We start from the raw sequence: 21,311 nt of genomic DNA, 5'->3' as shown, positions 1-21,311 counted from the left end.
TTAAAGATAGGAAATGAAGAATATTTTCATAGCGATTTTGCTGGCAGGTTTCTGTTCACTTAATGCACAGAACTTTAAGGCATATCAGTTTTATGACCAAAAAGGAAAAGAAATAAAAACAGATAAATTGGTGAAAGAATTGGCTGATTATGATGTTGTTTTCTTTGGTGAAAATCATAACAGCTCCATCAATCACTGGCTTCAGCTTAAAATAACAGAAGCTTTATTTGAAAAGAAAAGCGGACAGCTTATCCTGGGAGCAGAAATGTTTGAAAGAGATAATCAGGCTCAGCTAAACCAATATCTGACCGGTAAGTTTGATGCAAAAACACTGAAAGACTCTGCCCGTCTGTGGAATAATTACGCAACAGATTATAAACCCTTGGTAGATTTTGCTAAAAATAAAAAACTGAATTTCATAGCAACCAATATTCCGAGAAGATATGCTTCACAAACTGCAAAAGAAGGATTAGAATCTCTGAATAAGCTAAGTGATAAAGAAAAATCATACATTGCCCAGCTCCCAATTAAAGTAACATTAGATACTCCGGGATATCCGGAAATGAAGGCAATGATGGGTGATCATGCGGAAGGAACAAAAGTAATGAACTTTATTTCAGCACAGGCTACAAAGGATGCTACAATGGCAGAATCTATCCTTAAAAATATCCAGGCTGGAAAAACTTTCATCCACTATAACGGGAACTACCACAGTAAGGAATTTGGCGGGACGTATTGGTATATCAAACAGAAAAACCCAAATCTCAAAATGGCTGTAATTTCTGTTTTTGAATCTGAAGATCCTGAATTGAAAGTTCCTGCAAAAGATTATATACCAACAGAGTTCAACCTGATTATTCCTGGTGATATGACGAAGACTTTTTAATTTATTTCTTGCAGATCACACAGATATCGCAGATTTTTAATTGTGAAATGTAATTACATACAATTTTACACTAATCTTATTATTATAGGACTTAATTAACAGAATCATATCAAATTCAATGGGAACGGGCTTTAGCCCGTTCTTTTTTATATAAAAACTCCAACGGCTTTAGCCAAAAATTAATAATTGACTTATAGATATTTAACGACTAATAGTAACTTCCAGCATCCCTCTCCCAGCCTTAAAACTTCAACATAATCACCCATTTTCACCTGACAATCTCTACCTTTGTATAACATTCCAGTCAATATGAAAAAACTATCCATTTTATTTATACTTTTTATAGGATTCTGTAATGCTCAAAAATTCACTCCGGATGAATTGTCCCTTATCAATAAAGGAGATATAAATGCTGCATTGCCAATCTATCAGACTACTGATGACCATCAGCATAAAACTTTGCTGAGCCTTTCCTCAGAAATCAATCCCACTGATCCTAGCACAGCTGTACTTGTAAAAAGAATGAAAGAATCTCTTCTTTCAACTGATGGTGGAGTAGGAATTGCTGCGCCACAAGTGGGAGTCAACAGAAAAGTGGTTTGGGTACAGCGTTTTGATAAAGAAGGAACACCACTGGAATATTTTATCAATCCGGTGATTGTGTGGAGATCAGATCTGCAGAACCTTGGACCTGAAGGAGATTTATCAATTCCTGATTTCAGAGATCAGTTTTACAGAAGTAAAGTCATTCAGCTGGAATATGTGGATTTGAAAGGACAGAAATATTCAGAAATCGTAGAGGGTTTCACGGCTGTCATCTTTCAACACGAAATAGATCACCTCTTCGGAATTCTGATTTCTGATAAAAAAGAAAAAGAGAAAAACGATTCCTATAAAAAGGTAGATGCTTATCAGAGAAGCGATTTGAATAAAAGATAGATTCCAGATAATATAATAAGGCTACAGCACACAATGCTATAGCCTTTTTTATTAATTACCAAATGGTTTTTGAGTGCTGCAGCTGATGTTTTTCCCAGGATCTACTCCAAAATATTGGCAAAAATAACGGTAGTATTCATAGCGGTATTGTGTTTTGGGCTGTGTGGTAGATTGCCCACATTCAATACCTCCATTGATAATATTGACAGTAGTTCCAAAACCGGGAATTCTTCCGCTTTCTTTGTCCTTTTCTGTAGGCTGCCATTTTCCGGTCATCACATCATGACAGGAGGGTTTGGGAAATTGAGGGGTCATCCAGAACCAGATGGCAGAGGCAAAAGATAAAACATTGTTTTCAGCCAGAAGTCCGGGATTTTTTAAAAGTATATTTTTATCACCAAACCAGGCTTCACTAAATTGTCCGTAGTTATAATTCCAGCTGAGCTGCTTAGGACCGCGACCATAATAAGCTTGCCCTGCTACCGGCGGATAGTTAACCTTAGAAATATCAGTATAATTATTTCCATTTCCCTTATTGTTTTCTTCAATAAAATAAAGTCCCCATTTATAGTAACCTCCCGGAGCATTATCCCAGCCGCCACTTGTTTCCTGAGCGATATTGGCCAGAAATGCAGTAAACTCTCTTTTCTGATCTTCCTGAGTTCCTTCATTCAGAAAATTAGGGAAGTGGGCTGCTGCTTTTATAAATGCCTGATAAGAATAAAAATCCTGATGATTCCTGTTTTTATCCTGGATGTTATTTCTGTTGGGGAACAATAGATTCCACGTTTTAGCATCCAAAATCCGGTTAATACGTGTTGCTGTTTTAGTATCATTAATCTGTTCCAAAAGGTTTTCCTTCTTTGGCGATTGTGCACAAGACCAGCTGTAAGAAGTCAAAAAAAGACTTAAGGAAAGTATTATGACTGGTAGTGTTTTCATTATTTAATGATATTGGGTACTTTTCTGATATCTTAAAACAAAATCTTCACCATTTTCATAGTCCACCGGATTTGCGAATGAAATAACCCCTATATTGGATTGTAAGACTTTTTTAAGTTTATTTAAATATTCTTCTCCCGTTTCCAGACTTGCATCCAGCGTTAAGCTCATAACTAGTTTATCATCATCAGTAATATTGGTTCCAACCATTATTCTATAAGGATTATGAAGGGATTTATTCCAATAAAAAGTTTGATTTAGCCCTTTATTTTCAATAAAATAACTTATCATTTCAATTTCGGTTGTAAATACATAATCTTTATTATTGGGTGGGAAAGTATAATCCGTATTTAATTTTTCATAATCAGGAATGAATGTGTCAAGTACAAGATCAATTATATTTTTTGATTTTTCTCCTGCATAAACCTGACAAACGATATCTCTAACTATTTCCATTTTTATAAATTAAAGTATAACCTTCACAAATTTAGTATTAAAATATATTCAATCATCTGTATTCATGAGCGAAAATCTGTGGTTAAAAACAAAAATGAGCTGTTTTGAATTTCAAAACAGCTCATTTCAAATATAATTATAAAAAAATTGGATTAGTCGTTGTTCGTTACAGAAAGCTTAACCTCAATATTATTTCTTGTTGCATTAGAATAAGGGCAGATCTGATGCGCTTTTTCCGTTAAAGACTGAGCTTCCTCAATAGAAACCCCCGGAACATTAACATCCAGTTCCACAGCCAATCCAAAACCTCCGTTTTCAATCTGTCCAATACTTACCTGAGCTGTAACAGTTGTTTCACCGGTTTTTACTTTGGCCAGACTGATCACTCTGTTTAACGCACTATCGAAGCATGCAGAATATCCGGCTGCAAAAAGCATTTCAGGATTGGTGAAGTCATCATTCGCTCCTCCCAGTGCTTTTGGCATTTTTACTTCAAGATCCAAGACTCCGTTTTCACTTTTTACATGACCATTTCTTCCGCCTGTAGCAGTAACTTTTGTTGTATATAACGTTTTCATTTATTTTTCAATTTTGTTTAATATTTTTAAAACTGTTTCTTTGAGCTCCAACAGTTCTTCAGGCTGTATCCCGATTTTTTCCTGGATCTTACCCGGAATTTCGCAGGCCTTTTTCTGAAGCTGTTTCCCGGCTTCATCTAAAAATACTTCAACAACTCTCTCGTCTTCTTTTTTACGTTTTCTTATAATAAACCCTTTTGTTTCCAGTCTTTTGAGAAGAGGTGTCAGTGTTCCGCTATCCAGAAACAGTTTTTCCCCTATATGGCTTACAGTAAGACCGTCCCCATTCCATAATATCATCATGACAAGGTATTGAGGATAAGTGATATCCAGCTCATCAAGAAAAGGTCGGTATAATCCGGTGATTTCCTTGGCGATTACATATAACGGGAAACAGATCTGGTTTTCTAATTTGGGTGTATTTGAATGTTCCATAATATTAAACACGAAAGATTCGTGAAGGTATTACTTTTTAATGATAAATTCATCCATTGGGATACGCACTTTTTTCATAGAAGACAGCCAGTCATTGGCGTTGTCACGGTATCCAAGGTATAAAAGGCTTACACTTTTTAAACCTAATTCTTTTAATCCCAATACTTCATCTACCACTTCATTGCTGAATCCTTCTGCCGGAGTACTGTCGATTTTAAGTTCGGCAGCCTGTGCAAGGGCAATACCTAAAGCAATATAAGTCTGGCGGGCAGTGTGGGCAAAGTGCTGCTCAGCAGTTTGTGCTCCATACATTTCTTTGATCTTATCTGTGTAGCTTCCAAAACGTCCTCTTGGAAGATCTCTTACATCGGTATGATGATCGTATACTTTATCGATTTTTTCATTGGAGTAACTGTCCCATGCAGCAAAAACTAAAACATGAGAAGAATCTCTCATTACTTCAGGGTTTAAAGCCCCTGCAACCATCTTATCCTTTAATTCCTGATTTTCCACAACAATAATACGGAAAGGTTGCAGTCCCGATGAAGTTGGAGCCAGTCTTGCCGCTTCCAGAATGGTGTTTAAATCTTCGTTTGATACTTTTTTAGTTGGATCATAAGCTTTTACAGCATGTCTCCAGTTTAGGTTTTCTATTAATGACATTTTTTTTATTTTAAATTAAATTACTTGGCAATTATCGAGTTCCAAATTTACTTTGTGATCAATTAACTATGCAAATATATAAACAATTAAATTGTGTACAATTTAATTTTGAAAGATTTTATTGATGACTATTATTTATTTTATAAAATGGATAGGAATAGGTTTTATGTTTTTCGCATGTTTCGGATTTTTTTACATTATAAGGATTCCAATCTTTGCTATAGAATTTTAAACTTAAAAACAATGCAGAGATTTAAAAACAAAACAGCAATTATTACTGGCGGAACGAACGGAATGGGTCTGGCTACTGCTCAGAAATTCATAGAAGAGGGGGGAAGTGCCATTATTACCGGGCGAAGTAAAGAAACGGTTAACAATGCTTTGGAGAAATTAGGGGAGAATGCTTTTGGTATTGTTTCCAACGCAGGAAATATGAAAGACTTACTGAATTTACAGCAAGAAGTAAGAAAGTATACTGAACAGATTGATGTTATTTTTGCTAATGCAGGCTATGGGAAATTTGCCCCAGTTGAAAGTGTGGATGAATATCTTTTTGATGAACTCTTTAATGTATTGGTAAAAGGGCCTTTTTTCACTGTTCAGCAGCTGTTGCCTTTGATGAAAACAGGAAGCTCGGTCATTTTTAATACTTCTGTGGCTACAGAGATTGCGATGAATAGCTTTTCAGTGTATTCTGCGGCAAAATCAGCGGTGCAGTCATTTATTAAAACATTTGCTGTAGAGCTTACAGAACGTGGAATTCGTGTGAATGGAGTAAGCCCGGGTCATATCAAAACTAATATTTTTAACAATACAGGCTTAGCTCCTGAGCAAATTGATGCTGCAGTTCAGGATATTATTCCTACAATACCTTTTAAAAGACAGGGCGATCCTGAGGAGATTGCCAATGTAGTTCTGTTTCTTGCTTCATATGAAGCTTCCTATATTCATGGGACAGAGATTAAGGTAGATGCCGGAATTTCTGTAATAAGACCATAGATGAAAGTTTGAAGAAGATTATTTCACTTCATTGATTTCTTTGACCATATTGGTTTTATTTTCAATACCTATATTGTAGGTTTTACCTTTTTTAAAACTTAGATTAGCCTTTTCCATCAAGGTTTTATAGTCAGAAGACTTTTTTGAAATATAAAAAACCTGAGCACTTATTCCAATGGCTACACGTACAACTTCTTCCGGTTTGTCCGGATCTTCAAGAATATTATTGATGGTAGCATTATTATACCAGGTTAATTTCTGGGATTCTGAGTTAGAGGAGCAGGAAGTAATCAAGGTAAACAGTAATAATAAATAAGTCCAGGTTTTCATAATAATAAAGGATTGGGTAAAAAGCTCCTGCAATATATAAATTAATGCAGGAGCTCTATAATAAAGTTAATTAGAATCCGCAATGTGCTGTACTAGGTACTGGCGCTGAACAGCCTGAAAGAGCTGAGAAAGCAGTTAATGTACAATTGGTATTTACCAGATTGTTATCATATAATAAAGATCCTGACGGACTTCTGTAATAAACGTTTCCAGCTGTATTAGCAAAAGAAGATACAGAAGTGGAACCACAGGTTGAATTGGTACAGGCAGCTCTCCATGCAACATCCGTTATAGGTCCCGTTGAGTTTAGAGAAGGATCAATAATTCTTTTTTCAACCACGCCGGAAGCGTTTTTAAAGCTTACCAGAATAGCAACGTGATATACCCATGATACACAGCAAGTCCCGGTAGAAGCTCTTAGGTTACCATATACAAATTGTTTTTCACATTCATATCCGGCATTGTTTAAGATCTGTCTCATTTTGTGCGCTCTTGCATAGCATCCGTCTACAGGATATCTGAACGTGATACAAGGAGAAGATGCCGTAGAAGTTCCACAAGACTGATTTTTGATCTGCGTAAAGAGACTGTTGAGAGTCGCCAGGTTAGGGATGACACTGGTTAATTTTCTGGATACTTCATTACCTGATTTTTCTTCTTTTGTTAAAGTAGATTTAAAGAAACGGATGTCTTCCTGTGTTGGGCTTTCTACTTTTGCAATTTCATTAGAATTGGCTTTAAGAAAAACGTGAACAGGAGATTCGTTTTTTACAGCCTGGGTGATCATAGAAACATAAGCTTCGTTCTCCTTAGTGTCTTTAATTTCATAAGGCTGAGCAGAAAGAATAAAGGAAACTTTAAATTTTCCATCTTCTTTGTCAATTCCTACCGGAACAGTTCTGCCGAAGTCTTTCATGGTGACTTCCTTAGATTGTGAATTCATGTTTTCCTGATTCGCATTGGAATCCGAACAGGAATTGATGGATAGTACTGATACAAATACCATCATGGATAGCAAAAATTTTTTCATAGTTCTCATATTTTGGTGGTTAATGATTTTTACTAAATAGTATTTCGTTTATTCACTATTTAGTGATAATAAAATTATGAAAAATTTAAATATGAGCAAGTTTTTTTTAAAAAAAATGATTTGTATTTTATTTTTATGAATGATATTCATAAAAAATCCCCATGTATTGGTTACATAGGGATAATATATTGTAGGATATTAAAACTATTTGTAGATCAATTCAGCCTGAAATACATCTGTAAAATGTTTTCTGATTTTGGCTTTTACATCTTCCATTTCTTCCGGAGTGAGCTCTCTTTCAAGCTCTCTTTTTAAAGAAGTAACCTGTTTATCTTTAATTCCACAAGGAATAATGTATTCAAAGTAACGCATATCTGTATTTACATTGAATGCAAAACCATGTAAAGTTACCCATCGGGAAGCTTTTACTCCCATTGCACAGATTTTTCTGGCATAAGGTTTTCCCACATCCAGCCATACACCGGTTTCTCCGGGAGAACGTTCCCCTTTCAATCCGTATTCACCAATAGTTCTGATGATTACTTCTTCAAGATTTCTCATATATAAATGAATATCTGTAAAGAAATTTTCAAGGTCCAGAACAGGGTAGCCGACAATCTGGCCATAGCCATGATAGGTGATATCTCCGCCACGATTGGTTTTTACATAGGTAGCTTCTATTTCCTTCAGCTTATCAATTCCGGCCAGCATATTTTCTTCGTGCCCGCTTTTCCCTAAGGTATACACATGAGGGTGCTCTACAAAAAGAAGGTGGTTTGGGGTGGTAATATGCTGTTCTTCAGGCAGGTCGCGGTTCTTTATTTTGGTATCAATAATACTCTTCATCAGTTGTTCCTGATAATCCCAAGCGGGCTGATATTCTTTAATACCTAAATCTTCAAATTCTACTGCTTTATTTTGATTTGTATTCATTTCAATTTTTGATATACAAATTTAGTGAATTTTAAGCTTTTATGGAATGGATAAAATCTATAGCACTTTTCTTCCAATCTTTATCCTGAAGCAAAACATTTACAAAGGCTGTTCCGATAATTCCGCCGTCAGCTTTTTCGGTTACATTTTCAAAATCTTCCTTTGATTTTATCCCGAAACCAATCATCACCGGATTTTTAAGAGGAAGATCAGCCAATCGGGTCAGATAATTTTCATTCTTTAGAACAGTGTTTTCATTTCCTGTGGTAGAAGATGAGCTTACTGCATATAAGAATCCTGAACTTAAAGAATCCAGATACTGTATTCTTTCATCTGAAGTTTCCGGTGTTACCAGAAAAGTGAAATTCAGATTATATTTTTTCAGAATATGCTGATAGTTTTTCTCAAATTCGATAGGAGGAAGGTCAGGAAGGATAAGTCCTGAAACTCCACTTTCTGAGCATTCCTTACAAAATTTTTCAAAACCAAAACTCAATACAGGATTGATATAACCCATTAAGATTACCGGAACTTTTATGTTATCTTTTATGGTTTTTAACTGAGAAAGAAGTTTCCCAATAGTCATTCCATTTTGTAATGCAAGCTCATGAGCCTTTTGAATAACAGGTCCGTCTGCTACAGGATCAGAATATGGCATTCCAATCTCAATCATGTCCGCTCCTGAGTCCTGGATGAGTTTTATAATGTCTGCAGTATCTTCCAATGCTGGAATTCCTGCTGTGAAGTATATATTTAGTTTTTTCATTTCTTTATTATATTAATGTGGGAGAACTTTAAATAATGAACTGTACACTTATAAGTTTCTAAGGTAGGTTTCCATATCTTTATCTCCACGGCCACTTAAGCAGATGACAACGATATCTTCTTCGTTGAATTTTTTCTTGTCTAAAACCGCCAAAGCGTGAGAACTTTCCAGAGCAGGGATAATTCCTTCCAGTTTAGTCAGTTCAAAAGCACATTTTAAGGCTTCATCATCATTAATGCTGAAAAACTCCGCTCTTTTTTCTTGAAATAAGTTGGCATGAAAAGGCCCGATTCCCGGATAATCAAGTCCCGCAGAGATGGAATGAGGTTCAATAACCTGCCCATCTGCAGTCTGCATCACAAGGCTTTTGCTTCCATGAAGTACACCAAGCGTTCCTAAGAAAGTAGTAGCAGCAGATTTTCCAGAGTCAACTCCATGACCTCCAGCTTCAGCAGCGATAATTTTCACCTCTTTTTCATCTACAAAATGGTAAAATGTTCCGGCAGCATTGCTTCCACCGCCTACACAGGCAATTACATAATCAGGATTTTCTCTCCCGATTTTCTCTTTAAGCTGTTCCTTAATTTCTTTTGAAATGATACTCTGAAATCTTGCCACAAGATCTGGGAAAGGATGAGGTCCCACCACACTTCCAATCACATAATGGGTCGTAACAGGATTGTTGATCCAGTCTCTTAAAGCTTCATTTACGGCATCTTTCAGTGTTTTAGATCCTGAAGTGGCTGGAATAACTTCCGCACCCAGCATTTTCATTCTGGCTACATTGGGAGCTTGTCTTTGGATATCGATTTCTCCCATGTACACGATACATTCAAGGCCAAGCAAAGCACAGGCTGTAGCAGTGGCCACTCCATGCTGTCCGGCTCCGGTTTCTGCAATAATTCTTGTCTTTCCAAGACGCTTTGCAAGGAGAACCTGCCCTAAAGCATTATTGATTTTGTGGGCTCCGGTATGGTTAAGATCTTCCCGTTTTAAGTAGATCTGTGTATTGTATTTGTTACTTAAGTTTTTAGCAAAGTACAACGGGGTTGCTCTGCCCACATAATTTTTAAGAAGATCCTGATATTCATTCTGAAAGTCCTCCGACTCAATGATTTCAAGATAATTCTTTTGAAGTTCTTCTACATTCGGATAAAGCATTTCGGGGATAAAAGCTCCTCCAAATTCTCCATAATATCCATGTTCATCAGGGTTTTTATAATTCATTTCTTTATTCTTTAGTAATTAAATAAGCGTTGTTTTGGGTGCTCAATATACTGAGCTGTTCTTTTTCTTTTTGAGAGATATTAAAAATTAAAATATCATCATCTTCCGAATTGATCCATTCAGAACCTTCATTTTCCTTAATGGCTTTTGCCTTATCATAAAGGATTTCAATATTGCATTTTTCATAAAACGGACGAAGGTCTGCATGACAGAAACCAATCGTTTCCATATTTCTTTGGGTAACATTTTCTTTAAAATATTGAACCAAAAGAGCTCCATATCCTTTTTTTCTATGACCCGAAACTAATCCTACAGCTTCTGCAAAACCATATTGTTGCCCTGAAATCTCCAGCATAAAATCAAAATTAAGACGGATTACAGCCAGAATCTCTGAATGCGAATCCAACAGTAAATGAAACTCCGAATCTTTAAAAAAGGTACGGAAATAGGATGGTTTCATTGTGTTCCATACAGAAATGTCCCAAAGCTGCAGAATATGTTCAATTTCTTTGTCTGTTAATTCGTTGGCTTGTTTTATTTGATATTTCATAATTATATTAAATAATAATCAAGATTCATAATAAGTCCCGAAGGGACGTTTTAGCCCTAGCAAAGGATAAAATCCTTTAGCTATTAAAATATATCAATCCCATAAAAATTTTTCATCATATTCCATTTTATGTTTTTCCAGCATTTCAATAAATTCATTTTTGAAATTTTGTTTTTGGTGATACTGGCGTTGATTTTTAATATAGCTTGTGACAACATAAACATCTTTTTCACCTACCGAAAATGCACCATAGCCATCCTGCCAAAAGAAATTCTCATATTTTTTACCTTTCGTTTTGATCCATTTTGATGAATGTGCCTTTACTTCCTGAACCAATTTCATTAAGGCAATCTTCCTAGACAATCTACAAAGAATATGGATATGATTATCAGTTCCTCCAATCTGGTAATGCATAACTTTCAAAATCTTTACATAATGTGGCGATGTAGGCATACAATTCTTTTTCTATTTTTTCATAGATAAAATCATTCCTGTATTTGGTGCTGAATACAATGTGAATGTAATTTTTGACCAATGATTGTGGCATTTGTGTGTTTTTTGGTGGTTATCATTAATGTGGTTGTTATATATTAATTGGAATGTTTCCAATTCTGGGCTAAATCGTCCCGTTGGGACTCTCCTGAATAATCGTTTTAAATTTTTTTATTTTACCTACATTTTTATCACCTGGTGCTATTTCAAATTTTGAATTGATATCTATGGCAAAAGGTTTTTGATCCAATAATTCAATATTTTTGATGTTCCCTTCTGAAATGCCACCACTTAAAAAATAGGGTAATGGAATTTCAAATTCATTCAATACCTTCCAGTCAAACTGTTGTCCTGTTCCTCCAAATGCCTTACTGTCTGTATCGAACAGGTAATAGGTGATAGGCTGCTGGTTCTGCTCTTCAATATTGTTACTGAACGTTTGATTTATTTTATTTTTGTTTTCAACTGTATCATTTCCAATTCTTATTACTTTGATTATTTTAACATCAGGAGGTAGCTGCTTTTTTAATTCAATAATCAAATGAGCATCTTCATCACCATGTAACTGAATCAGGTTAAGCTTTCCTTTCTTAGCGATTTCTATTATTTTTTCAATATTTTCATTGACGAAAACTCCAACTTTTCCCTGATGATTCATCTGTGCAATATCTTCAAGACTCAAATGATTCAGAACATATCGTGGTGATTTTTCATAGAAAATAAAGCCTAGAAAATCTATGTTCATAGTAATCAATTCCTGAACCTGATCTGGTTGTGTAAGACCACAGACTTTGAGAGCAGGAGAGAATTGTGTAATTAATGGTTGCTGGTTCATGAGAGTTAATTATTGGTTGTCAAGGGAAAAATTATTTTCAAATTTTCAAATTAATAAAGAAAACTCTTCGAAAGCTTTTGCCGGATCTGCATTTCTCATAAAATATTCTCCCATCAGGAATCCGTCAAATCCTTTTTCCTTTAAATATTTAAAATCTTCAAGACTATAAATTCCGCTTTCTGCAACAGATAAAGTGTCTTTTGGAAGTTGATCTTTTAACTGAACAGAGTGTTGTAAGTCAACTTTAAAATCTTTCAGGTTTCTATTGTTAATTCCAACCAGATCAATATTAGCATTAAAATGTTTCAGCTCTTCTTCAGTATGGATTTCCAGTAACACCTCCAGATCCAGTTCATGAGCCAGTTCTGTAAACTCCTTAACCTGATTAGGTGAAAGACAGGCTGCGATCAGTAGAATAACATCTGCTCCCATGCTTTTAGCCTCATAAAACTGGTATTCATCAACCATGAAATCTTTTCGCAAAATAGGAATGTTGATATGATTCCTTACCTTCAGAATATCATCAAAGCTTCCGCCAAAAAAATCTTTATCTGTTAATATTGAAATTCCACTTGCTCCAAAATTTTCATAAGCAGAAGTAACATCCAAAGGCTGAACTTTATCATTGATGATTCCTTTGGAAGGAGATTGTCTTTTAAACTCGGCGATAATTCCGCTTTTATTTCTAATAGATTGTTTTAATGAGGTACTCTTTCTTCCAAATAATTCTGAATTTTTCAACTGATCGATGGAAATATGACTCCTTGAAGCTGAGATTTCTTCTTTTTTTCTTTCAATAATTTTATCTAGTATGGTCATGGGTGAAATGAGAGATTAAGGGGAGAATGTTATTCGTTATCAATAAGTAATTTTAAGTTCCTAATTAATTAAAAGGTCAAAGGTTTTCAACGCTTTTCCACTTTCTAAGCTTTCCTGAGCCAACAGTAGGCAGTCATCATACGTACCGAATTTGTGAGTATGATAAAGGGCTACAGATGCATTGGCCAAAACTACTGAGTTTTGCTGTTCTGTTCCTTTTCCTTCCAGAATATTCATGAAAATTTTTGCTGTTTCCTTGATAGAGTCTCCGGCTTTGATATCTTCTAAAGTTACAGGACTGAAGCCTAAATCTTCTGCAGAATAGATTTCTTCTCCTTTCTTAGTAATGATTTTACTGTCGTGGGTAAGGCTGATCTCATCATAACCATCCAATCCATGAACCAGAATAAACTCCTGATCCTCTTTTTGTAAAAGGTATTGATAGATTCTTGCAATTTCCAGGTTATACACTCCAATCATAGAATATTGAGGTTTTGCAGGATTTACCAAGGGTCCGAGAAGATTAAAAAAAGTTCTTAATCCTAAGGATTTTCTCAATAGTCCAACTGATTGAAGAGCAGGGTGGAAGTAAGGGGCATGTAAAAAGCAGATATTTGCTCTTTCAAGATCTTCATTCAGCTGTTCTGAACTGTTCTTGAACTGATACCCGAGTTCTTCCAGTACATTGGATGAGCCTGTAGTGGTTGAAGCGCCGTAATTCCCATGTTTTGTTACCTTCTGCCCGGCTCCGGCCACCACAAAGCTGGCCAATGTTGATATATTGATTGTGTTTTTTCCGTCACCTCCTGTTCCTACGAGATCAATGGCCTCAGCTGCATCAATCTGTACAGGAACTGCCATCTGTAACAAGGCTTCTCTAAAGCCTTCAAGTTCTTTCAATGTGATATTCCGCATCAGGAAAACACTGATGAAAGCAGTTACTTCTGCAGCATTGAACTTATTCTGAGCAATTTCTATCATCATAGCCTTTGCCTCAGACTTCGACAAGGTATTGTGATTGAACAGGTATTGCAATATTTCTTTCATTTGAGGAGTTTTTAGGGTTGATGGATCTTGTGTTGTTGTTTTCATACTTGGTTTACTACATTAAACTTTTACTGATTTAAAAAGTTTCGGATGATTACTTCTCCATCAGGAGTTAAAATACTTTCAGGGTGGAACTGTACCCCATGTACATCATATGTTTTATGCTGAAGGGCCATAATCATTCCATCTTTATCCACTGCTGTAACTTCCAATTCATCAGGGAAATTGTCAGGATTCACAGCCCAGCTGTGGTATCTTCCCACTTCGAGACCTGATGCTAAATCTTTGAAAAGCTTGGTGTCTTCTTTTACCAGTTCAGTAGTGGTAGCCACTCCGTGGAAAATTTCAGACAGATTGATAAGGTTTCCACCAAAAGCTTCTGCAATGGCCTGCTGCCCTAAACATACCCCTAAAATACTTTTAGTAGAAGCATATTCTTTAATAAGATCCAATAAAATCCCAGCTTCTTCGGGAATCCCAGGACCTGGAGAAAGGATGATCTTATCGTATTTTCCGATTTCTTCCAGAGTGATCTGATCGTTTCTTACTACGTCCACTTTCTGATCTAGAATTCTTTCGATGATCTGGACAAGGTTATAGGTAAAGCTGTCGTAGTTATCAAAAACGAGAACCTTAAGCTGTGATTGTTGAGTATTGATATTGTTGTTCATTTCTTTTTTGTTGAAGGTTAATTTTGTTTTTGATTTTTAGCTTTCTACAACTATTTTTTCTGCCTTTTCTACTGCTTTTTTCAGAGCATTTAATTTGTTATTGACTTCCTGCAGCTCATTTTCAGGGACAGATTTAGCAACGAGACCGGCTCCTGCCTGATAATAAAGTGTATTGTTTTTGCTTAAAAAGGTTCTGATCATAATGGCTTGATTGCAGGTTCCGTTTAAACCGACAATTCCTATACAACCTCCGTAATACCCACGGGAGTCTTTTTCATATTGATTGATGAGTTGAAGGGCTTTATGTTTAGGGGCTCCGCTTAAGGTTCCCTGAGGGAAAGTGGCGGAGATCATATCAAGAGGATTGATTTGCTCAGGAAGGTCTGCTGTTACTTCACTTACCATGTGGATTACGTGAGAGAAAAGCTGAATTTCTTTAAGCTTGGTAACGGTTACGTTTTTACCCAGTTTTCCAAGATCATTACGGGCTAAGTCTACCAGCATTGTATGTTCAGCATTTTCTTTAGGATCATTCTTTAATACTTCAATAGCCTGAAGGTCCGTCTCCAAATTTCCTGTTCTTTTGGAAGTTCCCGCAATTGGATGAATAATAGCTTTGTTATCTTTAATGATTAACTGGCTTTCAGGGCTTGATCCGAATAATTTATAGTTTCCGTAATCAAAATAAAACAGGTAAGGAGAAGGGTTGATATTCCTTAAAGCACGGTATACATTAAATTCATCACCTTTGAATTTCTGCTCAAACCTTCTGCTCAGTACCAATTGGAATACATCACCTCTCATGCAGTGTTTCTGGGCAGTTTTTACCAGTTCAATATAATCTTCATCGGTAATGTTTGAAGTTTCATAACCGTTTTTTTCAAAAGGATAAACCGGAGTGTTTTGATTTTTAATGAGGTTCTCCAGTAAATGTAGCTCAGATTTTACACCGTCCATTTGGTTTTCTATGATATGCATTTCATCATTAAAATGGTTGATGGCAATCACATATTGATATAATCTGTATCTGAGGATCGGAATTTCTACTTCCGGGCTTTGGGCTTTTAAACTGACATTTTCAAAGAACTGTACCGCTTCAAAACTTGTATACCCAAAAAGACTCTGTGCGGTTTGTTCAATAGGATCATTGGTCTTTTCACAGTCAAAAACAGTGCGGAAATCTTCAAATATCTCGGTGATATTACGTTCCATCATGAATTGCTTTACTGGAGAGGAATCAGGAAATTTAATCTCAAATTCATTTAAGTTTTTTACTTCAATTCCTGCAACAGCATTGATAGCAATAAATGAAAAATTATTATCAATGCTTTTCGAATCGGAGCTTTCCAGAAGGATAGTGTCTCTGAACTTGTCTCTGATCTTAAGATAAATATTCATTGGAGTATGAAGATCTCCAAGAGTTTTTTTCGAAACGGTTTTTATTTTGATTTTCTGTGTAAACATCTGCTGTTTTATTTTTTTAGATTTTAGGAATAAAAAAAAGGCTTTAACGGAATCCGTCAAAGCCTTATATTGTATATTGTTTTGCTTATATCTGCTGTTTGTTTAGCAACATGACAATACCTTCAGACCCGACGAAGAGTTTGAAAGCCACCACCAATTATTATTGCTCATTGTAAACATGTGACAAATGTAGAAATTTTTTTAATACAAAAAACAAAAAATTCAAAAAAAATAAAAAACATATGATTTAAATCTTTTTATTTCAGTTGTTTAAGTTCTTCTTTAAGTTCTTCAAGCTTTACTTTATAACTTTCCTCATCATACGATGCAGTATAAGCTTCTAAAGCTATAATATATTCTGCAATAAATTCTTTATTGGTTCTGTCTGCTTCATATTTGATCCTTGCAGAGTTTACCGGAGCCAGTTTAGAGTATTTAAGAACTGCTTTTCCTTCCTCTGATTCATTATAAAGAATGACTATGTTTTTTTCATATCCCGGAATGTATTTTACTGGAAAGGCAATTTCTGTGGGAGGGATTCTGATGGAATTTTCAATAGGATATATCGTTGCGCTTGTTGTAGAGAAAAAAGTTGAAATATACTTTCCGTCCTGTTTTTTAACAACCGCTTCATAATCGTGGATGTACATATCATTCAGGGTAGAATTGGTTTCCACATCAGAGGTAATGATGGCGGTACTTTTCACACCATATTGATTCAGAAACCAGGCATTGAGAAATTGTCCACAAAACCCATTTAAAATAGAGAGAGGAAGCACAAAAATTAAAAACCATGCTTTTTTAGTAAGATAGGATAGTAATCCAAAAACCAGAAGAAGAAGGATCACTGTATAAAGGCCGTGATGGCTGGTGAAAAACAGTATTTTTGAAATTAAAACCATCGCTCTTGCTTGTTAATCTAAAATTTATTTAAAATTATAAAAAAAATTAAAAGGACTGTGTCAATTTACGGTTAAGATAATGGATGTCAGCTTATAATGACTGAATAGTTTGTAATACTAAGTTCGCAGTGCGTTTATATAGCAGCAATAAAAGAGGTACAGCGACTTTTTACTCAAGAAGGGAGTTATCTTACTGAGTGAAATAGTTCTGTGGCCAGAAAAAACAGTGCGAACTTAGCATTTTGATAATTTAATGTACCGGCTCTGAAATTGGTAAATCAGGTGATCCGCTGTAGAAGACAATTAAAGTCGCTCCTTTGTCTCCGGTTTTACCTCTGTGAGCTATGTTAACCATTTCCGGAAGTACTTCGCCTTGTCTTACCCATTTGGTTTTACCATCTTCTTTCTTTTCAATCTGTATTTCACCCTTTTCTATGTAGGCAGCATTAATCACCGGGTGTTTGTGCCAGTCTAAAGCCTTATGGGGTGGAACGGAAATTTTAAGTACAGAAATTTCAGGTTGTCCGCTAGGATAACTGGGATATGTTGTCCCTTCCCAGGATTTTGTTGTTTTTAATAAGGTTACGGATTCTATTTTATCAGAATATTCTGAAGGTTGAACATCTGATGAAGAATTGTCACAAGACAAAGGGAGGGTAGCGAGTGCAGCAAACAGGGCTGTGGTCAATAAATTTTTTTTAGTCATAATTTCAAATTAATAGGATTATTTTTGGTTTAAATAATTAACAACACAAAAATAATATGCATATTTAAATTTCCCTAGTATTTGAATTATTATTTCTTATTGGCTGAATGAAAACATCCCTCACTTAAAAATATTCTTCAAAGAAACATTTGTCATAAGCTGAAACATTTATTTTTTATATTTTTGCTTTCAAATTAGAAAAAAATGAAAAAAGTATTCGCAATCGCATTTATTGGAGGTTTATTATTAGCAAGCTGCACTAAAAAAGCAGATCACTCATTACAGGACAGCAACACAATGCTTGAAGAGCCGGAAGCAACTACAGTGGTAGATTCTACAGCTAAGCCTGCTGCCCCAGCTGTTGCAACTCCAGCTGCTCCTGAAGCTGCTAAAACAGATTCTACAGCGAAGAAATAATGAAAAACTTATTTTTGGCAGGAACTTTGGGTCTTCTGATCTTTTCCTGTTCTAAAAAAGAAAATAAAACAGAAGTAGCATCTTCAGATGCTGCATCAGTGTCTGCTCCTGCACAGTCTAATCTTTCCGGTGATCAGATCATGGAAACATTAGATTGTTCAGGGTGTCACTCTGTTAATGAGAGAATGATAGGACCTTCTTATCAGGAAATAGCGGCTAAATATTCTGATAAGGATATTGAATTGCTGGCTTCCAAGATTATAGATGGCGGTAGTGGAGTTTGGGGCGGAGTCCCTATGGCTGCTCATCCACAGGTGTCTAAAGAAGATGCCAAAAAAATGGTGGAGTATATTCTAAGCCAGAAGAAATAAAATATGTCCACAGAAAAATCAAGTCTGCACACAAGAAATCTGCATCGTAATCCTTATGATTTTGATCTGCTTATTTCTTGTGTGCCAGAACTGAAACATTACGTCTTTGTGAATGTTCATGGGACAAGAACTATTAATTTCAGTATTCCCGAAGCTGTAAAATTACTCAACAAAGCTTTATTACTACACTTTTACAATATTAAGGATTGGGATATTCCCGATACCAATTTGTGTCCACCTATTCCGGGACGGGCAGATTATATACATTATATTGCTGATCTTTTAGCAGAACAGAAAGGTCAAATTCCAACAGAAACTTCTGTGACAGGACTTGATGTTGGAGTAGGAGCTAACCTTGTTTATCCTTTAATTGCTAATAAATCCTATGGCTGGAAGATGCTTGGAACGGATATCAATGAAGATTCACTAAAAAATGCTCAGCATATTCTGGATCAGAATCCAGGTTTATCATTGGCAATTGAATTGGCGCATCAGCCTGACTCCAATTATGTATTCAAAAATATAGTAAATCCTAAAGACCGGTTTACCTTTTCTATGTGTAATCCACCTTTTCATGATTCAAAAGAATCTATGATCAAAGGGAATCTTAGAAAAACAAAGAATTTAAATAAAGGAAAGAGACAGAAAGCGATGCTTAATTTTGGCGGACAACAGTCGGAATTATGGTGTGAAGGTGGTGAACTGGCATTCATTACCAATATGATTAATGAAAGTGCTCAATTTTCATCTCAGTTCCTTTGGTTTACCTGCCTGGTTTCCAAAAAAGACAATCTATATAAGTTAACTACTCTTTTAAAGAGAGTAAAGGCTGTAGACGTTAAAACCATTGATATGGCTCAGGGACAGAAAGTAAGCAGAATCTTGGCCTGGACATTTATTCCTCAGCAGGATAGGAAAAGCTGGTTTGTTTAAATTTAAAGTTCAAAGTTAATAACACATTAATTTATATCTAACATCCCGATACCTCATATCCTACATCTCAACTCCATTCCGGCTGACATTTTAAAATTTCTGAAAAAATCAATTGATGGTCAACTCAAAAATGCCTAAATTTGTACGCTTTTAGAAAAATAAGAAATGCAATTATCAGAACAAGAAATCATTAGAAGAGAAAAGCTTAATAAGCTTACTGAAATGGGGATTAATGCGTTCCCTGCGGATGAGTATACCATTACAGATACTACAGAATCTATAAAACAGGACTTTTCTGAAAGTAAACAGGTGAAGATCGCTGGTAGATTAATGTCCCGCAGAATTCAAGGGAAGGCTTCTTTTGCAGAATTGCAGGATTCTAAAGGAAAAATTCAGGTTTACTTCAACAGAGACGAGATATGTCCGGGAGAAGATAAAGAATTATATAATGAAGTATACAAACATCTTTTAGATATCGGTGATATTATCGGTATTGAAGGAGAATTGTTTACCACTCAGGTAGGAGAGAAGACGGTTTTAGTAAAGAACTTTACGCTTCTTACTAAGGCATTACGTCCGCTTCCTCAGGCAAAAACAGATGAAAATGGTGTTGTACACGACGGATTCAACGATCCGGAACTAAGGTACAGACAGCGTTATGTTGATTTATTAGTAAATCCATACGTGAAGGATGTTTTTGTAAAAAGAACAAAGCTTTTCAATGCCATGAGAACCTTCTTCAACGAAGCAGGATATTTTGAAGTGGAAACGCCTGTTTTACAGTCAATTCCCGGGGGAGCTGCTGCAAGACCTTTTATTACGCATCACAATGCGTTGGATATTCCCTTATACTTAAGAATTGCCAATGAATTATATCTGAAAAGACTGATTGTCGGTGGATTTGACGGAGTTTATGAGTTCTCTAAAAACTTCAGAAATGAGGGAATGGACAGAACCCACAATCCTGAATTTACTGTAATGGAAATCTATGTAGCTTACAAAGATTATAACTGGATGATGGATTTTACAGAGAAATTATTGGAATTCTGCGCGATTCAGGTAAACGGAACATCTAATGCAAAATTTGGTGAGCATGAAATCAGTTTCAAAGCTCCTTTTGCAAGAGTTTCTATGACGGAAGCCATTTTGAAATATACAGGGTTTGATATTACAGGGAAGACAGAGCAGGAAATATTTGATTTTGCAAAATCTATCGGAATTGAGGTAAACGAAACGATGGGTAAAGGAAAATTAATTGATGAAATTTTCGGTGAGAAATGCGAAGGAAACTTTATTCAGCCAACTTTTATCACAGATTATCCTGTTGAAATGTCTCCATTAACAAAGAAACACAGAAGTAAGGAAGGTCTTACAGAACGTTTTGAATTGATGGTTTGTGGTAAAGAAATTGCCAATGCCTATTCTGAACTGAATGATCCGATTGATCAAAGAGAACGTTTTGAAGATCAGCTGAGATTGTCTGAGAAAGGTGATGATGAAGCAGGACAGTTCATCGATGAAGATTTCCTAAGAGCATTGGAATATGGTATGCCACCAACGTCAGGAATGGGAATTGGTATGGACCGATTAATTATGTTCTTAACGAACAATGCTTCTATTCAGGAAGTGTTATTCTTTCCTCAGATGAGACCGGAGAAAGCGGTTCCTCAAATTGAGCTGGGAGAAGATGAAAAAGTAATCCTTGAAATTCTTAATTCTCAGGAAGAAGCAATGTCTTTAGCTGAAGTAAAAGAAAGAAGCCAGTTATCCGGTAAAAAATGGGATAAAGCTTCTAAAACTTTGACAAAAAATAATATTGTGAAAGTGGAGAAGATTGATGAGAATCTTTTGATGAAACTGGCGTAAGATATACAATATTAATAGTATAAGTTTAAAAGAGTGAATGTTATGTTCACTCTT

At 35.6% G+C, this 21,311-nt stretch carries 27 protein-coding genes; 7 read left to right on the top strand and 20 right to left on the bottom strand.

Going from position 1 to position 21,311, the window contains the following annotated elements; genetic code table 11:
- Positions 1–13 precede the first annotated feature (13 nt).
- Complete coding sequence (locus WH267_RS23085) at positions 14–886, top strand: ChaN family lipoprotein (protein WP_115971026.1); 873 nt, start codon at positions 14–16, stop codon at positions 884–886.
- Positions 887–1,195: 309 nt separating this feature from the next.
- Complete coding sequence (locus WH267_RS23080; RefSeq protein WP_340011265.1) at positions 1,196–1,825, top strand: peptide deformylase; 630 nt, start codon at positions 1,196–1,198, stop codon at positions 1,823–1,825.
- Positions 1,826–1,876: 51 nt separating this feature from the next.
- Here WH267_RS23080 and WH267_RS23075 read toward each other — a convergent pair whose 3' ends face one another.
- From WH267_RS23075 to WH267_RS23055, 5 genes are all read right to left on the bottom strand, one after another.
- Complete coding sequence (locus tag WH267_RS23075; RefSeq protein WP_340011263.1) at positions 1,877–2,767, bottom strand: chitinase; 891 nt, start codon at positions 2,765–2,767, stop codon at positions 1,877–1,879.
- 3 nt (positions 2,768–2,770) lie between these two features.
- Positions 2,771–3,223 carry a hypothetical protein gene (locus WH267_RS23070; RefSeq protein WP_340011261.1) on the bottom strand — a complete coding sequence of 151 codons (453 nt, stop codon included), beginning with the start codon at positions 3,221–3,223 and terminating at the stop codon, positions 2,771–2,773.
- Positions 3,224–3,375: 152 nt separating this feature from the next.
- Positions 3,376–3,801, bottom strand: coding sequence for an organic hydroperoxide resistance protein (locus WH267_RS23065; protein WP_123319778.1), 426 nt, complete (start codon positions 3,799–3,801; stop codon positions 3,376–3,378).
- Positions 3,802–4,236, bottom strand: coding sequence for a MarR family winged helix-turn-helix transcriptional regulator (locus WH267_RS23060; protein WP_123319777.1), 435 nt, complete (start codon positions 4,234–4,236; stop codon positions 3,802–3,804).
- Positions 4,237–4,266: 30 nt separating this feature from the next.
- On the bottom strand, positions 4,267–4,899 hold the full coding sequence (locus WH267_RS23055; protein WP_123319776.1) for an NAD(P)H-dependent oxidoreductase: 633 nt from the start codon (positions 4,897–4,899) through the stop codon (positions 4,267–4,269).
- A gap of 243 nt (positions 4,900–5,142) precedes the next feature.
- Between WH267_RS23055 and WH267_RS23050 the strand changes: the two genes are divergently transcribed.
- Positions 5,143–5,898 carry an SDR family oxidoreductase gene (locus WH267_RS23050; RefSeq protein ID WP_340011258.1) on the top strand — a complete coding sequence of 252 codons (756 nt, stop codon included), beginning with the start codon at positions 5,143–5,145 and terminating at the stop codon, positions 5,896–5,898.
- Between the two features lie 18 nt (positions 5,899–5,916).
- Here WH267_RS23050 and WH267_RS23045 read toward each other — a convergent pair whose 3' ends face one another.
- The 15 genes from WH267_RS23045 to WH267_RS22980 form a co-directional block, all read right to left on the bottom strand.
- On the bottom strand, positions 5,917–6,228 hold the full coding sequence (locus WH267_RS23045) for a hypothetical protein (RefSeq protein WP_340011255.1): 312 nt from the start codon (positions 6,226–6,228) through the stop codon (positions 5,917–5,919).
- A gap of 70 nt (positions 6,229–6,298) precedes the next feature.
- Positions 6,299–7,258: a protein-glutamine glutaminase gene (locus tag WH267_RS23040; RefSeq protein ID WP_148060772.1), complete on the bottom strand. Its 960-nt coding sequence runs from the start codon at positions 7,256–7,258 to the stop codon at positions 6,299–6,301.
- Positions 7,259–7,462: 204 nt separating this feature from the next.
- A complete protein-coding gene (lipB, locus tag WH267_RS23035; RefSeq protein WP_115971036.1) occupies positions 7,463–8,191 on the bottom strand; it encodes a lipoyl(octanoyl) transferase LipB in 729 nt (242 codons plus the stop codon).
- Positions 8,192–8,222: 31 nt separating this feature from the next.
- The gene (gene trpA, locus WH267_RS23030) at positions 8,223–8,957 is read right to left on the bottom strand and encodes a tryptophan synthase subunit alpha (protein ID WP_340011253.1); all 735 of its coding nucleotides are present in this window, start codon (positions 8,955–8,957) and stop codon (positions 8,223–8,225) included.
- A gap of 48 nt (positions 8,958–9,005) precedes the next feature.
- Positions 9,006–10,184, bottom strand: a complete 1,179-nt coding sequence (gene trpB, locus WH267_RS23025) for a tryptophan synthase subunit beta (RefSeq protein ID WP_340011252.1) — start codon at positions 10,182–10,184, stop codon at positions 9,006–9,008.
- A 4-nt stretch (positions 10,185–10,188) separates the two neighbouring features.
- Positions 10,189–10,734, bottom strand: a complete 546-nt coding sequence (locus tag WH267_RS23020) for a GNAT family N-acetyltransferase (protein WP_340011251.1) — start codon at positions 10,732–10,734, stop codon at positions 10,189–10,191.
- 93 nt (positions 10,735–10,827) lie between these two features.
- Positions 10,828–11,187 (bottom strand): transposase, encoded by a 360-nt coding sequence (locus WH267_RS23015; protein WP_340011249.1) that lies wholly within the window; start codon positions 11,185–11,187, stop codon positions 10,828–10,830.
- Positions 11,123–11,281 (bottom strand): transposase, encoded by a 159-nt coding sequence (locus WH267_RS25215; protein WP_445223283.1) that lies wholly within the window; start codon positions 11,279–11,281, stop codon positions 11,123–11,125. The genes WH267_RS23015 and WH267_RS25215 overlap by 65 nt, the downstream gene beginning before the upstream one ends.
- Before the next feature lie 69 nt (positions 11,282–11,350).
- Positions 11,351–12,061, bottom strand: a complete 711-nt coding sequence (locus WH267_RS23010) for a phosphoribosylanthranilate isomerase (protein ID WP_340011247.1) — start codon at positions 12,059–12,061, stop codon at positions 11,351–11,353.
- A 45-nt stretch (positions 12,062–12,106) separates the two neighbouring features.
- Entirely contained in the window at positions 12,107–12,880 is a 774-nt protein-coding gene (trpC, locus tag WH267_RS23005; RefSeq protein ID WP_340011246.1) for an indole-3-glycerol phosphate synthase TrpC, read from the bottom strand.
- 60 nt (positions 12,881–12,940) lie between these two features.
- On the bottom strand, positions 12,941–13,927 hold the full coding sequence (gene trpD, locus WH267_RS23000; RefSeq protein ID WP_340011245.1) for an anthranilate phosphoribosyltransferase: 987 nt from the start codon (positions 13,925–13,927) through the stop codon (positions 12,941–12,943).
- A 68-nt stretch (positions 13,928–13,995) separates the two neighbouring features.
- Entirely contained in the window at positions 13,996–14,598 is a 603-nt protein-coding gene (locus tag WH267_RS22995) for an anthranilate synthase component II (protein ID WP_340011243.1), read from the bottom strand.
- 36 nt (positions 14,599–14,634) lie between these two features.
- Complete coding sequence (locus tag WH267_RS22990) at positions 14,635–16,062, bottom strand: anthranilate synthase component I family protein (protein WP_340011241.1); 1,428 nt, start codon at positions 16,060–16,062, stop codon at positions 14,635–14,637.
- 257 nt (positions 16,063–16,319) lie between these two features.
- Positions 16,320–16,964: a hypothetical protein gene (locus tag WH267_RS22985; protein WP_340011240.1), complete on the bottom strand. Its 645-nt coding sequence runs from the start codon at positions 16,962–16,964 to the stop codon at positions 16,320–16,322.
- Between the two features lie 250 nt (positions 16,965–17,214).
- Positions 17,215–17,670 carry a cupin domain-containing protein gene (locus WH267_RS22980; RefSeq protein WP_123319763.1) on the bottom strand — a complete coding sequence of 152 codons (456 nt, stop codon included), beginning with the start codon at positions 17,668–17,670 and terminating at the stop codon, positions 17,215–17,217.
- A 204-nt stretch (positions 17,671–17,874) separates the two neighbouring features.
- Between WH267_RS22980 and WH267_RS22975 the strand changes: the two genes are divergently transcribed.
- From WH267_RS22975 to lysS, 4 genes are all read left to right on the top strand, one after another.
- Positions 17,875–18,087, top strand: a complete 213-nt coding sequence (locus WH267_RS22975; protein WP_115971047.1) for a hypothetical protein — start codon at positions 17,875–17,877, stop codon at positions 18,085–18,087.
- A complete protein-coding gene (locus WH267_RS22970) occupies positions 18,087–18,458 on the top strand; it encodes a c-type cytochrome (RefSeq protein ID WP_340011239.1) in 372 nt (123 codons plus the stop codon). Before WH267_RS22975 ends, WH267_RS22970 begins: the two co-directional genes overlap by 1 nt.
- Before the next feature lie 3 nt (positions 18,459–18,461).
- Positions 18,462–19,391 (top strand): 23S rRNA (adenine(1618)-N(6))-methyltransferase RlmF, encoded by a 930-nt coding sequence (gene rlmF, locus WH267_RS22965; protein ID WP_340011238.1) that lies wholly within the window; start codon positions 18,462–18,464, stop codon positions 19,389–19,391.
- Between the two features lie 165 nt (positions 19,392–19,556).
- The gene (lysS, locus tag WH267_RS22960) at positions 19,557–21,257 is read left to right on the top strand and encodes a lysine--tRNA ligase (RefSeq protein WP_340011237.1); all 1,701 of its coding nucleotides are present in this window, start codon (positions 19,557–19,559) and stop codon (positions 21,255–21,257) included.
- Positions 21,258–21,311: the final 54 nt, after the last annotated feature.

The sequence above is a fragment of the Chryseobacterium sp. MYb328 genome (assembly GCF_037572595.1).
GTDB classification, from domain to species: Bacteria; Bacteroidota; Bacteroidia; order Flavobacteriales; family Weeksellaceae; genus Chryseobacterium; species Chryseobacterium pennae.
The sequence above is the reverse complement of the archived record's forward strand: the minus strand, read 5'-3'. Positions and strand labels throughout refer to the sequence as shown.

What these genes read in the sequence shown, in the direction of transcription:
- rlmF (WP_340011238.1), top strand. Translation starts at nt 18,462, where the DNA reads ATGTCCACAGAAAAATCAAGTCTGCACACAAGAAATCTGCATCGTAAT.
- lysS (WP_340011237.1), top strand. Translation starts at nt 19,557, where the DNA reads ATGCAATTATCAGAACAAGAAATCATTAGAAGAGAAAAGCTTAATAAG.
- trpC (WP_340011246.1), bottom strand. Translation starts at nt 12,880, where the DNA reads ATGACCATACTAGATAAAATTATTGAAAGAAAAAAAGAAGAAATCTCA.
- WH267_RS22985 (WP_340011240.1), bottom strand. Translation starts at nt 16,964, where the DNA reads ATGGTTTTAATTTCAAAAATACTGTTTTTCACCAGCCATCACGGCCTT.
- WH267_RS22990 (WP_340011241.1), bottom strand. Translation starts at nt 16,062, where the DNA reads ATGTTTACACAGAAAATCAAAATAAAAACCGTTTCGAAAAAAACTCTT.
- WH267_RS22970 (WP_340011239.1), top strand. Translation starts at nt 18,087, where the DNA reads ATGAAAAACTTATTTTTGGCAGGAACTTTGGGTCTTCTGATCTTTTCC.
- WH267_RS23055 (WP_123319776.1), bottom strand. Translation starts at nt 4,899, where the DNA reads ATGTCATTAATAGAAAACCTAAACTGGAGACATGCTGTAAAAGCTTAT.
- trpD (WP_340011245.1), bottom strand. Translation starts at nt 13,927, where the DNA reads ATGAAAGAAATATTGCAATACCTGTTCAATCACAATACCTTGTCGAAG.
- WH267_RS23045 (WP_340011255.1), bottom strand. Translation starts at nt 6,228, where the DNA reads ATGAAAACCTGGACTTATTTATTATTACTGTTTACCTTGATTACTTCC.
- WH267_RS22995 (WP_340011243.1), bottom strand. Translation starts at nt 14,598, where the DNA reads ATGAACAACAATATCAATACTCAACAATCACAGCTTAAGGTTCTCGTT.
- WH267_RS23080 (WP_340011265.1), top strand. Translation starts at nt 1,196, where the DNA reads ATGAAAAAACTATCCATTTTATTTATACTTTTTATAGGATTCTGTAAT.
- WH267_RS23075 (WP_340011263.1), bottom strand. Translation starts at nt 2,767, where the DNA reads ATGAAAACACTACCAGTCATAATACTTTCCTTAAGTCTTTTTTTGACT.
- WH267_RS22980 (WP_123319763.1), bottom strand. Translation starts at nt 17,670, where the DNA reads ATGACTAAAAAAAATTTATTGACCACAGCCCTGTTTGCTGCACTCGCT.
- WH267_RS25215 (WP_445223283.1), bottom strand. Translation starts at nt 11,281, where the DNA reads ATGCCACAATCATTGGTCAAAAATTACATTCACATTGTATTCAGCACC.
- trpB (WP_340011252.1), bottom strand. Translation starts at nt 10,184, where the DNA reads ATGAATTATAAAAACCCTGATGAACATGGATATTATGGAGAATTTGGA.
- WH267_RS23060 (WP_123319777.1), bottom strand. Translation starts at nt 4,236, where the DNA reads ATGGAACATTCAAATACACCCAAATTAGAAAACCAGATCTGTTTCCCG.
- WH267_RS23065 (WP_123319778.1), bottom strand. Translation starts at nt 3,801, where the DNA reads ATGAAAACGTTATATACAACAAAAGTTACTGCTACAGGCGGAAGAAAT.
- lipB (WP_115971036.1), bottom strand. Translation starts at nt 8,191, where the DNA reads ATGAATACAAATCAAAATAAAGCAGTAGAATTTGAAGATTTAGGTATT.
- WH267_RS23050 (WP_340011258.1), top strand. Translation starts at nt 5,143, where the DNA reads ATGCAGAGATTTAAAAACAAAACAGCAATTATTACTGGCGGAACGAAC.
- trpA (WP_340011253.1), bottom strand. Translation starts at nt 8,957, where the DNA reads ATGAAAAAACTAAATATATACTTCACAGCAGGAATTCCAGCATTGGAA.
- WH267_RS23070 (WP_340011261.1), bottom strand. Translation starts at nt 3,223, where the DNA reads ATGGAAATAGTTAGAGATATCGTTTGTCAGGTTTATGCAGGAGAAAAA.
- WH267_RS23015 (WP_340011249.1), bottom strand. Translation starts at nt 11,187, where the DNA reads ATGCCTACATCGCCACATTATGTAAAGATTTTGAAAGTTATGCATTAC.
- WH267_RS23085 (WP_115971026.1), top strand. Translation starts at nt 14, where the DNA reads ATGAAGAATATTTTCATAGCGATTTTGCTGGCAGGTTTCTGTTCACTT.
- WH267_RS23020 (WP_340011251.1), bottom strand. Translation starts at nt 10,734, where the DNA reads ATGAAATATCAAATAAAACAAGCCAACGAATTAACAGACAAAGAAATT.
- WH267_RS23040 (WP_148060772.1), bottom strand. Translation starts at nt 7,258, where the DNA reads ATGAAAAAATTTTTGCTATCCATGATGGTATTTGTATCAGTACTATCC.
- WH267_RS22975 (WP_115971047.1), top strand. Translation starts at nt 17,875, where the DNA reads ATGAAAAAAGTATTCGCAATCGCATTTATTGGAGGTTTATTATTAGCA.
- WH267_RS23010 (WP_340011247.1), bottom strand. Translation starts at nt 12,061, where the DNA reads ATGAACCAGCAACCATTAATTACACAATTCTCTCCTGCTCTCAAAGTC.